This is a genomic window from Lysinibacillus sp. KU-BSD001 (genome assembly GCF_042920265.1).
Taxonomy (GTDB): domain Bacteria; phylum Bacillota; class Bacilli; order Bacillales_A; family Planococcaceae; genus Lysinibacillus_B.
In genome coordinates this window covers 220,666-234,398 of sequence record NZ_JBDQZI010000004.1, presented here as the reverse complement: position 1 = coordinate 234,398, position 13,733 = coordinate 220,666, and the positions used below count along the sequence as shown (strand labels likewise).

The following is a 13,733-nucleotide window of genomic DNA, read 5'->3' as shown; positions in this document are numbered from 1 at the left end:
ATATTTGAAAAATCGCGTGCACGCATAAAGCATATGCTTTGAAGTCATATTAACTTCAAAGGAGCTGATTGGAATGCCGCGCAAAAGTGAAAATCAGCATGTAGAAGCAACACCACATGCTGATGGTAAACGAGAAAATATTATGAATGATCCATTAGCTACAGCTAGTTCGAAAATAGGGGTTCAATTGAATGCAAACGTAGAGTTTGGCAAAGAAAAAAATCCATTCGACTATACGCCTAAAGTAGATCCTAAAATGAAGCGTTTTGAACAATTAATGCAGGGCACTGAAAAAGAATAATTGATTGTTTTGACAACAATGCTGAGTGGAGCATAAAGCGTTATTTAGAGAGGATATAAAGCTAAAGAAAAAGAAGCACCTAATAGACGGGATAGGTCTATTAGGTGCTTTTTAGATTACAGCTTAGGATTTCAGTGAAATTCGTTTGATCTCTCGATATAAACAATAAACAAAAATAATTTCTAGTAGAAGCATCGCAATAGCAAGCACTAATGGGCTGAAATTTAGCCCAATAATCAGAGCGAGAAACGAGATGATAATAGCAAATGCCGTGTAACTTTTAGAATGATAGAGCCAGCCAAAAGGTAGTAGATGTGCCCCGAATATAATGGCGATCACCATAAGCATATACTCTGGCAAAGTAGGGTAAATCCACATCGCAATGAGTAAATAAAGTAACTGATTTAATGTGAAAAGTAAACCGAGCTTTGAAAGGGGATTATCTTTAGTCGAAAAATCAATGCGTAACAGTTTTGAAATATAATATGCACCAGGTAATATCATGCCGGTTGCGCAAAATGTCAATAAATTCTTCATTAAGATATGGAGGTCAGTTGCCTGTATAACAATTAACGTGCTCCATAAAAAGACTGACATGATTATAAAGTGAATCCCTTTCAGTTGTCTTAACGCTAAATCTGTTCGTAATGCATGTAATATTCGAGCTGATTTCATACATGTTTCCCCCTCTTTCTTTTTTATAGTAAGCTATTTTCTTTTCCCCACATCATTCTCATTTCTTTGTTGCACAGACGATTTTCAAAAACAAAGCTTTTATTCCGTAAGTCACATAGCACAAGCAATTAAAATAGTGTGACTCACAATAAGCTTTTATCTTGTATGAAAGCAAGTAGTAAAACTGATAGTGTAAATACAATAAATTATGTATTTCAAATTTTATGTTAAGCAAAAAGGAATTCTATTTAATATGAAACATATGCTTATAAGAGAGTTCTCTATTTTGGAAAAGGGAGAGTGAGTTGTTGGATTTAACAAAACCGATATTGTACCATGCGCACCGTACACCGCATCAGGAAGCGCTGATTTATGACAATCGGCGCTATACGTATCAGGAGTTAAATGAAGAAATGAATCGCTATAGTCATGGGTTAATAGAGCAAGGTATCCAAAAAGGGGATAAGGTCAGTTTATTTTTAAAGAACTCGGATGCATTTGTCATTGCGTCGTATGCCATATGGAAAGCGGGCGCAGTCATCGTGCCGATTAACTTTAGGCTGACTGTACCAGAGCTCACTTATATTTTACGTCAATCAGATTCGGTTGCCGTGATTGTTGATGAGGAGTTAGCGGATGTAGCTAAAAATGCCATCGCTCAAATTAACCGTCCCCTTACATTATATGTTGTCGGTGAACAATATGATGGTGCGGTAGATTGGGCATCTGTTCGTACGAATAATATAGAAGAGCCAGATGTGATGATTTCACCTATTGATGATGCGCAAATTCTTTATACATCAGGTACAACTGGACAACCTAAAGGGGCTCTATTTACCCATGCTAACATTATTAGCTTAAATATGTCGGTGAATGAAATGACAAAGCTTTCACCGGAAGATGTGTATTTACTAATTGCGCCAGCGTTCCATTCCGCGGGGTTAAATATGATTTTGACTTCCTCCTTCTTTGCTGGGGCAACCCTTGTAGTGCAGCGAGATTTTCATCCAGTCGAAGCGCAAAAGGCAATCCAACAATATGGTGTAACGATGTTTTTCGCTGTGCCAGCTATGTACAATGCCATTTTACAAGTACCAAAAGGCAGCTTCGACTTATCAAGCATTCGCGCTTGTAACTATGGTGCGGCGCCAATGTCACCAGGACTCATTCAAGGGGCTATCGATTATTTTGGTACAGATCAGTTTTACAACTGCTGTGGGCTGACAGAAGCTGGACCAGGAGGTGTGGTCCTAATACCGGAAGAACATAAAACAAAGTTAGGTGCTGCCGGAAAAGCGATGCCCTTTTTAAATGCCCGTGTTGTAAATGAGCAAATGGAAGACGTGGCACCTGGCGAAGTAGGCGAGTTTATTATTCGGAGTAGCTCTGTGATGAAAGAGTACTATAAAAAGCCTGAGGAAACGAAGCAAACGTTGCGTAACGGCTGGTTATTAACGGGGGATTTAGCCACAATCGATGAAGATGGCTATATTACATTAGTTGATCGCAAGAAGGATATGATTATTTCAGGTGGGGAAAATGTTTATTCGGTAGAGGTAGAACAAGTATTAAATAGTCACCCGCAAATTTTAGAAGCAGCCATTATCGGGTTGCCTGATCCGCAATGGGGAGAAGTAGTGACGGCAATTATTGTACCGAAACCGGGTGAAATTATAAAAGAGGATGAGGTACAAGCATTCTGTCGTCAAAGCTTAGCGGGGTATAAAATTCCACGCCATTTTATCGCGACAGATGTATTACCACGCAATGCATCAGGAAAAATACTGAAATATCATTTAAGAGAGCAGTGGCAAGATGCTCGTTCGTTAAATGGAACAAATTAATAGATTACTAAAAAAAGGGGATAGGTAAATGAGGGAAGCGGTAATAGTAGCGGCAGCACGTTCAGCAGTTGGACGTAACAAAGGAGCATTCGCTGAAGTACGAGCGGATGATTTAGCAGCAGATGTGTTAGAGGCTGTTGTACAAAGAGCAGGCATTGATAAAGCACAAGTGGAAGACGTTATTTTAGGCTGTGTATCACAAGGGAACGAGCAAGCAGCAAATATCGCACGGACAGCGACATTAATGGCAGGCTTCCCAATTGAAGTGCCAGGTGTAACAATCGATCGTCAATGCGGCTCAAGTTTACAAGCGGTACATTTTGCGGCGCAGGCTATTTTAGCTGGAGATATGGACATTGTAATCGCTGGTGGGATTGAGAACATGAGTCGTGTACCGATGTTTACAAATACAGAGGGTGCACATAGAGGACAGCGGTTACAAGAAAAGTATGAAATCATCCATCAAGGCTTATCGGCTGAACGAATAGCAGAGCAGTGGGAGCTTACAGAACAAGAAATCAATGAATACACCGTGTTAAGCCATGAGCGAGCAATTAGCGCGATTGCAGCAGGCCATTTTGAAGAGGAAATTGTACCGGTCAATAATCTTGTCGTAGATGAAGGGCCACGTCCAGGTACGACCGTAGAAGTGTTACAAGGCTTGAAAAAAGTATTTAAGGAAGACGGTGTCATTACAGCGGGGAATGCTTCACAAATTAGTGACGGTGCATCAGCCGTTGTTATTATGTCAAGTGAGAAAGCGGAAGAACTAGGCGTTAAACCACTGGCTAAAATTATCGCTAGAACAGTTGTCGGCTCCGACCCAACATTAATGCTCACAGGACCGATTGAGGCAACGAAACGTGTGCTTGAGAAGGCGAATTTAACAATTAATGAGATTGATACGTATGAAGTGAATGAAGCCTTTGCACCTGTACCACTCGTTTGGGCTAAAGAGCTAGGAGCGGATATCCATAAGTTAAACCCAGATGGGGGTGCCATTGCACTTGGACATCCATTAGGTGCGACAGGCACAAAGCTCTTAACAACGATGCTATACCGAATGCAACGAGAAAACTTGCGCTATGGGTTACTAGCAATTTGTGAAGGTATGGGTATGGCTAACGCGACAATTATTGAAAAAATATAAATTGATAAAAAAGGGGTAATGGGAGATGGAATTAAACGAAGTGGTAGCGATTGTGACAGGTGGCGCATCAGGGCTAGGAGAGGCAACTGTACGAAAAATTGTGGAACAGGGGGGAAAAGCAGTAGTTCTGGATGTACAGGATGAACGTGCTGCAGCACTTGTCGCACAATTAGGGGATGCCGTAACGTATGCAAAAACAGACGTTACAAAGGAAGAGCAAGTACAAGCTGCAATTGACTTGGCAATTGAAACGTTTGGTCATATCAATGTGGCGGTAAATTGTGCAGGAGTTGCGATTGCACAAAAGGTTTTATCCAAAAGAGGGATTCATGCACTGGCAGATTTTGAGCGCGTACTCAGTGTGAATTTGACAGGAACATTTAACGTATTGCGACTTGCTGCAGCAGCAATGGAAAACAATGCTCCAGATGATGACGGTCAGCGTGGTGTAATTATTAATACTGCATCTGTCGCAGCTTTTGATGGGCAAATTGGACAAGCAGCTTATAGCGCATCAAAGGGAGGCGTCGTTAGTATGACGTTACCAATTGCACGCGAGCTTGCAGCTTCTGGCATTCGCGTGATGACGATTGCACCAGGTTTAATTAATACACCATTGTTTGAATCCTTACCAGCTGATGCAAAGGCATCTTTAGGTGCAATGACACCATTTCCAAAACGTTTAGGTGAACCAAAGGAGTACGGACACCTTGTTGCAACGATTATTGAAAATACGATGTTAAATGGTGAAGTGATTCGCTTAGACGGTGCTATTCGCATGCAGCCAAAATAAAAATGTCTTCGTCGGTGATGATTATATCGAAATGGGGCGATATACAAATGCATATGATGAATATGCCTTTACTATTAACCAATTTTTTAAATCGCGCAGAACGTTATTTTGGTCATAAAAAAATTATTTCACGTACAGCTGAAAATACAATTCATGAGTTTACGTATAAAGAATATGGGCAACGAACACGTAAACTTGCTGCTGCATTAGAAAAGTTAGGGATGACGAGAGGAGCGAAAGTAGCGACATTTTGTTGGAATCATCATCGTCATTTAGAAGCGTATTTTGCCGTGCCATGTGCTGGCGCTGTGTTGCATATGGTAAATATTCGATTGTTTCCAGAGCATATTGTTTATGTTGTCAATCATGCAGAAGATGAAATTATTTTAGTAGACGATTCACTGCTACCGTTAGTGGAAGCAGTGGCACCACATTTTAAAACAGTGAAAGCCTATGTCATTTGTGGGGATCACGTAGATTTAACGAAAACGACACTACCAAATGCTTATTCATATGAGGCAATTTTAGCGGCAGCTTCAGATGATTACGAGTTTCCAGAAGATTTAGATGAAAATGCACCAGCAGGCATGTGTTATACAAGTGCAACAACGGGTATGCCTAAAGGTGTTGTGTACACGCATCGCAGTATTGTATTACACAGCACTGTCATGGCTTTTGCGGACGGAGTGGCATTAAAAGAGCGAGATGTCGTTTTACCTGTTGTGCCAATGTTCCATGCTAATGCATGGGGACTGCCATTTGCGTGTGTCAATTTAGGCATTACACAAGTATTACCAGGCCCAATGTTTACACCACCGTTAATTTTAGATTTATTTGAGCAATATAAAGTAACTGTATCTGCGGGTGTACCAACGATTTGGTTAGGTGTTCTGCAAGAGCAGCAAGCAAATCCACGAGATTTGTCCCATTTGCGTTGTTTAATATGTGGCGGCTCGGCATCCCCATTAGGGCTGATTCGTGCATTTGAAGAAATGGGTGTAGAATACTTTACAGGTTTTGGGATGACAGAAACATCCCCGCTTGTCAGCTTATCGGTTTTGACATCCGATATGGATGATTATAGTTTTGATGAAAAAATGAATGTTCGTCTAACACAGGGGTTAACTGTGCCCTTTATAGAGACAAGAGTTGTGAATGAAAACGGTGATGTTCCGTGGGATGGTCAAACAATGGGCGAAATCATTGTACGTGGTCCATGGATAGCATCTAACTACTATAAAGATGAACGAACGAAGGAAGCCTTTAAGGATGGGTGGTTGTATACAGGAGATATTGCCGTCTACACACCAGAAGGAAATATTCGCATTACCGATCGAACAAAAGATTTAATAAAATCAGGCGGTGAATGGATTTCTTCGATTGAACTGGAAAATGCATTAATGACACATAGTAAAGTATTTGAAGCAGCGGTGATTGCGATTCCACATGAAAAATGGATTGAGCGTCCACTTGCTTGCGTTGTACCAAAGCCAGAATTTAAAGAGATTATTAATAAGAAAGAATTACTCGAAAGTTTAGAGGCACAATTCCCGAAGAAATGGGTGCCAGATGATATTGTCTTTTTAAATGAAATTCCGAAAACATCCGTAGGGAAGTTTTTAAAAGCAAAGCTACGTGAAGAATTAAAGGGTTATACACCCCAAGCCTAAATTTGACACTCCCACCCATAAATGGGTAAGCTGACTGATACCAGTGGGATTCTTGCTACCAAAGACCGATTACATTTCTGCTACGGCTGACGTGCAAGATTGCGGTGTGCCATCACCACTCCGTATCCAGTGCATATAGCAGATACCGCGCTCGTTCTATTACCAAACGAGCCAGATTGTTTGTTCGTCTATGTTTTAGCGTCTTTTGCATGACGACACATATCGTTTTACACACGAAGCGATTTAGTTCGTGCAACCTCATACTATATCCAATTATCAACGAACGAAATGGTTTTAGAGACTTGTACTTGTCTATCAGCAAAGTGTAGCACATTTCAGACAACTGAGGTAGCCATAAGCTACTCTTTGTCTGATCTCACTTTCATCCCACACCTAAAGGAATGCGCTTTCTCGTTCGGAAAATCTGTAAGAAGCGCCCTCGTCATGAACAGGGCGCTTTTAGTGTGTAGTGTGAGCAAAACTCCCGGCACGAGCAAAACGTTGCCGTATCCGAGCAAAAACCCTGCAGTAAACGGTCAAAAACATTTATTTCTTCACCAAAATGCAATCAAATGAGACGATCAGCGCGCAACATGTAGGCTGATTGTTAAAGTCAATCCTTATGCTGGAACATTACAATGAACTTATATAGTATTAAAATAATAGTAAGACATGATAAAATAACGTTGAGATACAAATTACTGTGAACTATCCAGCACTTAGCAGAAGCTTGAAGTGGGGGCTTCTTGTGTTAAGTTTTGCTCGTATCATCTATTAGTAGTAATTTATTTTTAGTATTTGTACCCTCTATAAAGAAATATAGAGCGAATACATATTTTGAACAAAAGCTAAAAACAATAAAGTTTAAAAAGACTGTATTTATCCATATATTAGAAAGATATAGTCAGTATTTAAAAATTAAATGACCACTTCACGTATAAAGGAGATTTTTGATGATTTCATTAATTGTTGCACATGATAAAAATCGAGTAATTGGGGTAAATAATAAGATGCCGTGGCATTTGCCTGGTGAACTTCAATACTTTAAAGAAATGACGATGGGGAAGCCAATTATTATGGGACGTAAAACGTTTGAATCCATTGGTCGTCCGCTACCAGGCCGTCGTAATATCGTGATTACAAGAAATCCTGCATATGAAGCGGACGGCATTGAGGTTGTCGGCAGTGTAGAAGCAGCGATTCAGCTTGCTGGCGATGTAGAGGAAATTATGATTATCGGTGGGGAGCAAATTTTTAAAGAAAGCCTGTCAATAGCAGATCGATTGTATATTACGGAGATTGATTATGCATTTGAAGGCGATACGTATTTCCCACCGTATGAAGGCTGGAAAAAGACAAGCTGCCAAGAGCCGATTACTACACCAGAAGGTATGACATTCCAATATTGTATTTATGAAAAGTAATGAAAAACATGCGAAATCACTTAGGTTTCGCGTGTTTTTTATTATGGAAAAATTATGTAGGGAACTGTATAGTTAAGGTAACTTAATTATTAACTAGGGGTTATGAATTTGAAGAATACATATATTGAACAAATTAATGTTTTACAAAATGAATTGATTGTGCAGTTAGCTAGTAAATATGAAAGCCGTCTTGACAATCAATTAACCGCAAAACAAGTGCTGCTATTGGAATTGATTCAATCTAATGTATCGACTACAAAAGCGTTAGCGCAACATTTACATGTTTCCAATAGTGCCGTTAGCCAGTTACTTAATAAGCTCGAAGAAAGAGGCTATATTTCTCGAAACATTAATCCTGACAATCGACGAGAGATTAAGTTAGCGCTCGCACAGAAAGGAGAGGCATATTTTACTTCCGCAGAAAAGCTACAGCAAGAAATGAATGAACGTGTATACGGGAAATTATCATTAGAGGATTTACAACAACTTTTAATGATTCTTGAAAAGTTAAATACGATTGTACAGGAGGAGTATGACAATGAAGGTGATTGAAAAAGGTAGACCGTTATGGCTAGTCATGTTGTTGCTATTATTAATAAGTAATACGATGTTATACCGAACGCAATTTGGCGCGAGTATTTTGCCTGTAGAGAAAGATGGGGTAGTGCTTGGTTCTCTGATTGATTTCATGATTATGCTGCCATTGTTTGTCATGCTCATCATGCGCAAGTTTTCTATTAAGACGGCAATTGCTGTTGCAGCACTAGGCTGTATTTTAGCAAGATTGATGATTCCGAGTGCGATGCTAGAGCCGTATGTTGCCGTAACATGGGTAGGTCTATTAGCCGAAGCCGCAATCGTTACGTTTGAAATTTTGCTCATTATGACGTTTATTCGTTATATTCCCAAAATCATGGCTTTTGTAAAATCGAGCAACATTCCAACTGTGTTCTCTTTTCATTATGCGATAGATAAATATGTAAAGAAAAATCCAATGATTCAAATATTATGCTCAGAATTATTGATGTTTTACTATGCGCTGTTTGCATGGAAAAAGAAAGCGCCTGAAGGGATTACACTTCACAAAAACTCAAGCTACATTGCTTTTATGGTCATGATCATTCATGCTATTATTCTCGAAACACTTGGATTCCATTGGTGGCTACATGAAAAATCAATGATACTATCGATTGTCTTACTGATCATCAACATCTACTCCGTGTTTTTCTTTTTAGGCGATATAAATGCTGTACGATTAAATCCGGTTCATGTGACAGACGATGCCATGTATATTTCACTCGGTTTAATGAAGCGTGCGAAAATTCGTTTTGCGGATATTGACTATGTATGTGAGGACCGAACAGAGCTTGAGAAGAAAGTTTCGAAGGATACATTAGCCTTTATTGCCCGGGAATTTGAAGAGGGGCAGCCACAGATGATTTTATATATGAAAAATCCAATCAAGGCGACATTGTTTATGGGGATTGAGAAGGACTATTCAAAGGTAGCGATTCGCTGTGATCAACCAGGTGAATTAAAAGCAATCATCGAGCGTAGAATGGCATATATAGAGGCGATTTAACGAAAAAGCTGTTCCTCAAAAGGAGCAGCTTTTCCATTACAAATTTGTATTTTTTCAATAATAAGTACTAACTATATGAAACAGAAGTTAACATCCCTCCATGCTACAACTGAGAAAATTGTGAATCAAATATTAATTATGGATGCAAGACTATTCTATCAAAGATTCATCCATCTTTTTCAGTACCATTATTCAACGTTAGAAGAAGAGATTCATGCCCAAGTAAATTTAGTACGAGTGCAGCAAATTTTAGTGAATTTATTGACGAATGCGGAGCAAGCAATGGACGGTAGTGGAAATATTCATGTATCATTACAGACGGACGAACAATTTAGTGTAGTGGATGTAAAAGAGAATGGTTGTGGTATTTCGCTAGAAGAGCAACCGTTTATTTTTGACCGTTTTTATCGTGGTGAACAAAAAAAATATAAAGTGCGGGGCTTAGTTTTAGGATTGGCGGTAAGTAAAATGATGGCGCAATCGCTCGTTGGGGATTTAGTGTTCATTGCTAGTACAGAGCAATGAACTATTTTCCGACTAAAATTAGCGAAAGCGTCTTGACGTATGTTTGACACAATACTTTGTTACACTGTACAGAAGATTATTTATTGGAGGAAATGAAAATGGATCGACAAAAAGTAAAGAAAATATTAAAAATGGTAGCGGCACCAATCGCTTTATCAGCTTTCCTAGTAGGCTGCTCAGATAATGGCGGCGATTCTCGAACGGTTGCAACGGTCAATGATGAGGTGATTACAGAAGCAGAATTAAATCGTTTATTGCAAGGTCAATACGGACCAAGTGTATTAGATTCCTTAATTACAAATAAAATTGTGGAGCTAGAAGCGAAAAAATTAGATATAAAAATATCGGATAAAGAAATACAAGAAGAATACAAAACTTATACAGAATCATATGGTGGAGAAGATGCACTGCTTGAGGCGTTAAAAGGTTATAATATGACAAAAGAAGATATTCTGAAAGACGTTGAAATCTATTTATTAACGCTAAAAGTGATGGAAGATCAAATTGATATTAAAGAAGAGGATGTAAAGGCGTACTTTGAGGAAAATAAAGATTCCTTTAGTACGGAAGAGCAAGTGGAAGCAAGCCACATTTTAGTAGAAGATGAAGCGACAGCGAAGGAAGTCATTGAGAAATTAAACGCAGGGGGAGACTTTGCCAAGCTCGCAAAAGAATATTCAATTGATGAGTCCAATGCTGAAAACGGCGGCGCATTAGGTTTCTTTGGGCGCGGTGAAATGGTAGCAGAATTTGAAAAAGCGGCATTTGCGATAAATGTTGGGGAAGTAAGTAAAGAACCAGTTAAAACAGAACATGGTTACCATATTATTAAAGTAACAGATAAAATTGAAGCAAAAGCGGCTGACTATGAGACAAGCAAGGAAGAAGCGCGTCAAATGTTACTAGACAGTCGTGTGAATGAACAATATGCTACATGGGTAGAAGAAAAAATGAAAGAGTACGACATTAAAAAGACATTATTTGAATAATGTAATTTTCGTACAGAGTATGATGGATAACGGCTTTTTTTACCAAAAATATAGTTGCACTACTGTCACATATGTGATTTAATAAATATATTATGAGAAGTGTTCTCAATCTGATGTTTGATTTCCAACTAAGGAGATGTATGTAAATGATTACAGTAACGAACCGTATTCAAGTAAAAAAAGGCATGGCTGAAAAAATGGCGCCCATGTTTGCGAAGCCAGGTCCATTACAACAATTTGAAGGCTTCCACAAAGTAGAGGTATTAGTGTCTACACAATTTGAAGAGTACGATGAAATGAGTGTTGTCATGTACTGGGAGGATGAAAAATCATTCGGTGTATGGCGTGAATCAGATGCGTTTAAAGAAGCGCATAAACGTCCAACAGGTGACGCACCAGATCCAAACTCTCCTGTCATTACAAGCCAAATCGTTGTTGCTAAAGTAGCAGCTGAAATCGCGAAATAAATATCTTCCATTAATGGCGGATAAAGTAAAAAAAGACGAATCGCAATCGTATTGTGGTTCGTCTTTTTCCTATTTCGAGCATCAATTTGAACATATGTATAGTGATAATTTGTGTAAAAGAAGGAGTCATGCTATGATTCTTACGCATTCTAGTAAGAGTAGGTGGATTTATGGTTGATTCAATTCAACAGTTGTTGCTTAATGTTCAACAACAGATTTGGCAAGACATAGTAATAGCTATTGCAATTATTATTGTAGGCTTTCTCATCCAGCGCTATATTTTAAAGCCAAGCATTAAGGCGTTCGCTAATTTCCTAAGGCGAAAAGGGCGAAGTGTGATAGCCGATATTACGGAACAGTTTAGTAAAGCGACTCGTTATGCGTTTATGACGGTTGTCATTACAATTAGTGTGGCCATTTTATTTGAAGTACGGTTACTCACAACTGAATCGACGAAAGACTTATTTATGTCGTTCATGTTCTATTTTGCCTTTAAAGGGTTGTATGATTTATTAACTTTTTATTTACTTTATCCAGAGCGGCTACAGACAGGAAAAGACCAAGATATTTTAACACCGTTTTTCCTGCGTATTAGTAAAGTATTAGTTATGTTGGTGGCGCTGTTTTCCATTGCTTCGCTGTGGGATTTTAACTTAAATGGCTTTTTAACAGCGATTGGGCTAACTGGGGTAGCGCTAGCCTTTGGGATTCGTGATACATTAACTCATATTTTCGGCGGTATGAGTGTTGCGCTAGATAAGCCATTTCAAATTGGCGATTGGATTGCAACAGAAGATCAAAAAATTGATGGTGTGGTAGAGGATATCAACCTTCGTAGTACACTTATTCAAACAGGCGATAAAGGGCTTGTATATGTGCCGAACGCTTATTTAGTTAATCGTCCAATTTATAATTTAAGTAAGCGTGTAAAACGGAAATGTGAACAAAGCTTTTACGTTTCTTCATCTAATAGTGAGGAAAGTTTACGGGCTGTTGTGGAAAAAATACGGGAGCAAATTACCCTCCATCCGCAAACGGAAAAAGACGTCATTCATGTCACAATTGATGATTATCGCCCGGGTTCATTTCGTTTATTTATTCGCTATTTTGTCAAAACAAATGACACAGGCGTGATGCTTGATGTGAAACAAGATATATTATTCGTCTGCAAGCATTTATTGGAAGAATATGCGATTGAGCTCGTACCAGCTGACAGTGAACTATGGCTTCGAAACGACTAAATTTTGTAGGTGAATAGAGAGAAATGACAGATGTCATATTGAATGGAAATATTAAACTACATATAATAAAATGAAGACAATAAAGGATGTGTCAAATAATGATTCATATCGTAACGGACTCAACATGTGATTTATCACAACAAGAAATTGAAAAATTAAACATTCATATCGTACCATTAACGATTCAAATAGACGGCAAAACATACGTCGACCGTGTTGACGTAGAGCCACAATCCTTTTTAACCTTAATGGCGAGTGCAAAAGAATTACCAAAATCATCTCAACCATCACCGGGGAAGTTTACAGAGTTATATGATGAGCTTGGTAAAAATGGTGATCAAATTATTTCAATCCACATGACAGGTGGGATGAGTGGTACCGTTCAATCCGCAAGACAGGCTGCTGAAATTACAGAGGCAGATGTAACGGTAGTAGATTCACGCTATATTGCTTGGGCTTTAGCCTTCCAATTACGTGAAGCAGTGCGTCTTCGCGATGCAGGCGCGAGTGTAGAGGAAATTGTAGCCCGTGTAGACCAAGTACGTCAAAATACTCGTTTATTTGTTGTACTAGATACATTAGAAAACATGGTAAAAGGCGGTCGTATCGGTAAAGGGAAAGCGATGTTCGGTTCGTTATTAAATATTAAACCGATTGGTAGCCTAGATACGGGTGCATTTACACCTGTATCGAAACCACGTAGCTATAAGCAAGTAGTGAAATACTTATTTGAGCAGTTCCAAAACGATACAGCCGGAAAAACAGTCAAAGCTGTAGGATTTTCACATGCCAATGGTTTAACAACAATGGGCACGCCATTAATGGAACTAGTCAAAGGGACAGGCTTTACAAATATTGATATTACGTTAACATCCCCAATTATTAGCACACATACTGGTCCAGGTGCGCTTGGTTTTATGTATTTTGCAGAATAGTTATCTCTTTGAAAAATAGTATGATGACGATGATAGAAAGAGTATCAAATGCCTTGCAGTACTGGGGTTTGATGCTCTTTTTTATCATGACATTCCTTTCTTCGGTAAATGCCCATTCTCAAGTACATAATTTTTAT

General features: G+C 38.9%; 14 protein-coding genes. 13 read left to right on the top strand and 1 reads right to left on the bottom strand.

Going from position 1 to position 13,733, the window contains the following annotated elements:
- Positions 1–73 precede the first annotated feature (73 nt).
- Entirely contained in the window at positions 74–301 is a 228-nt protein-coding gene (locus AAGS61_RS08335; protein WP_391369992.1) for a hypothetical protein, read from the top strand.
- A 123-nt stretch (positions 302–424) separates the two neighbouring features.
- Here AAGS61_RS08335 and AAGS61_RS08330 read toward each other — a convergent pair whose 3' ends face one another.
- Positions 425–976 carry a DUF7010 family protein gene (locus tag AAGS61_RS08330; RefSeq protein ID WP_391369989.1) on the bottom strand — a complete coding sequence of 184 codons (552 nt, stop codon included), beginning with the start codon at positions 974–976 and terminating at the stop codon, positions 425–427.
- A gap of 308 nt (positions 977–1,284) precedes the next feature.
- On the opposite strand from AAGS61_RS08330, the gene AAGS61_RS08325 reads away from it, so the two are divergent.
- The 12 genes from AAGS61_RS08325 (at position 1,285) to AAGS61_RS08270 (ending at position 13,596) form a co-directional block, all read left to right on the top strand.
- Positions 1,285–2,820, top strand: a complete 1,536-nt coding sequence (locus AAGS61_RS08325; RefSeq protein WP_391369987.1) for a class I adenylate-forming enzyme family protein — start codon at positions 1,285–1,287, stop codon at positions 2,818–2,820.
- A 28-nt stretch (positions 2,821–2,848) separates the two neighbouring features.
- On the top strand, positions 2,849–3,970 hold the full coding sequence (locus tag AAGS61_RS08320) for a thiolase family protein (RefSeq protein WP_391369984.1): 1,122 nt from the start codon (positions 2,849–2,851) through the stop codon (positions 3,968–3,970).
- A gap of 25 nt (positions 3,971–3,995) precedes the next feature.
- A complete protein-coding gene (locus AAGS61_RS08315) occupies positions 3,996–4,763 on the top strand; it encodes a 3-hydroxyacyl-CoA dehydrogenase (protein WP_391369981.1) in 768 nt (255 codons plus the stop codon).
- A gap of 47 nt (positions 4,764–4,810) precedes the next feature.
- Positions 4,811–6,433, top strand: coding sequence for a long-chain fatty acid--CoA ligase (locus AAGS61_RS08310; RefSeq protein WP_391369978.1), 1,623 nt, complete (start codon positions 4,811–4,813; stop codon positions 6,431–6,433).
- Positions 6,434–7,386: 953 nt separating this feature from the next.
- Positions 7,387–7,857: a dihydrofolate reductase gene (locus tag AAGS61_RS08305; RefSeq protein ID WP_391369975.1), complete on the top strand. Its 471-nt coding sequence runs from the start codon at positions 7,387–7,389 to the stop codon at positions 7,855–7,857.
- 108 nt (positions 7,858–7,965) lie between these two features.
- Complete coding sequence (locus AAGS61_RS08300) at positions 7,966–8,409, top strand: MarR family winged helix-turn-helix transcriptional regulator (RefSeq protein ID WP_391369972.1); 444 nt, start codon at positions 7,966–7,968, stop codon at positions 8,407–8,409.
- On the top strand, positions 8,396–9,439 hold the full coding sequence (locus AAGS61_RS08295; protein ID WP_391369969.1) for a beta-carotene 15,15'-monooxygenase: 1,044 nt from the start codon (positions 8,396–8,398) through the stop codon (positions 9,437–9,439). Before AAGS61_RS08300 ends, AAGS61_RS08295 begins: the two co-directional genes overlap by 14 nt.
- 75 nt (positions 9,440–9,514) lie before the next feature.
- The gene (locus tag AAGS61_RS08290) at positions 9,515–9,964 is read left to right on the top strand and encodes an ATP-binding protein (RefSeq protein ID WP_391369967.1); all 450 of its coding nucleotides are present in this window, start codon (positions 9,515–9,517) and stop codon (positions 9,962–9,964) included.
- Between the two features lie 98 nt (positions 9,965–10,062).
- A complete protein-coding gene (locus AAGS61_RS08285) occupies positions 10,063–10,953 on the top strand; it encodes a peptidylprolyl isomerase (protein ID WP_391369964.1) in 891 nt (296 codons plus the stop codon).
- 146 nt (positions 10,954–11,099) lie between these two features.
- Positions 11,100–11,420 (top strand): heme oxygenase, encoded by a 321-nt coding sequence (locus AAGS61_RS08280; protein WP_391369961.1) that lies wholly within the window; start codon positions 11,100–11,102, stop codon positions 11,418–11,420.
- 170 nt (positions 11,421–11,590) lie between these two features.
- Entirely contained in the window at positions 11,591–12,661 is a 1,071-nt protein-coding gene (locus AAGS61_RS08275; protein WP_391369958.1) for a mechanosensitive ion channel family protein, read from the top strand.
- Between the two features lie 98 nt (positions 12,662–12,759).
- Positions 12,760–13,596, top strand: coding sequence for a DegV family protein (locus AAGS61_RS08270; RefSeq protein ID WP_391369955.1), 837 nt, complete (start codon positions 12,760–12,762; stop codon positions 13,594–13,596).
- The last annotated feature ends 137 nt before the right edge of the window (positions 13,597–13,733 follow it).

Bases quoted from the DNA above. Each gene is read 5' to 3' on its own strand.
- AAGS61_RS08330 (WP_391369989.1), bottom strand. From the start codon at position 976: ATGAAATCAGCTCGAATATTACATGCATTACGAACAGATTTAGCGTTA.
- AAGS61_RS08315 (WP_391369981.1), top strand. From the start codon at position 3,996: ATGGAATTAAACGAAGTGGTAGCGATTGTGACAGGTGGCGCATCAGGG.
- AAGS61_RS08310 (WP_391369978.1), top strand. From the start codon at position 4,811: ATGCATATGATGAATATGCCTTTACTATTAACCAATTTTTTAAATCGC.
- AAGS61_RS08290 (WP_391369967.1), top strand. From the start codon at position 9,515: ATGAAACAGAAGTTAACATCCCTCCATGCTACAACTGAGAAAATTGTG.
- AAGS61_RS08305 (WP_391369975.1), top strand. From the start codon at position 7,387: ATGATTTCATTAATTGTTGCACATGATAAAAATCGAGTAATTGGGGTA.
- AAGS61_RS08320 (WP_391369984.1), top strand. From the start codon at position 2,849: ATGAGGGAAGCGGTAATAGTAGCGGCAGCACGTTCAGCAGTTGGACGT.
- AAGS61_RS08285 (WP_391369964.1), top strand. From the start codon at position 10,063: ATGGATCGACAAAAAGTAAAGAAAATATTAAAAATGGTAGCGGCACCA.
- AAGS61_RS08295 (WP_391369969.1), top strand. From the start codon at position 8,396: ATGAAGGTGATTGAAAAAGGTAGACCGTTATGGCTAGTCATGTTGTTG.
- AAGS61_RS08335 (WP_391369992.1), top strand. From the start codon at position 74: ATGCCGCGCAAAAGTGAAAATCAGCATGTAGAAGCAACACCACATGCT.
- AAGS61_RS08275 (WP_391369958.1), top strand. From the start codon at position 11,591: ATGGTTGATTCAATTCAACAGTTGTTGCTTAATGTTCAACAACAGATT.
- AAGS61_RS08280 (WP_391369961.1), top strand. From the start codon at position 11,100: ATGATTACAGTAACGAACCGTATTCAAGTAAAAAAAGGCATGGCTGAA.
- AAGS61_RS08270 (WP_391369955.1), top strand. From the start codon at position 12,760: ATGATTCATATCGTAACGGACTCAACATGTGATTTATCACAACAAGAA.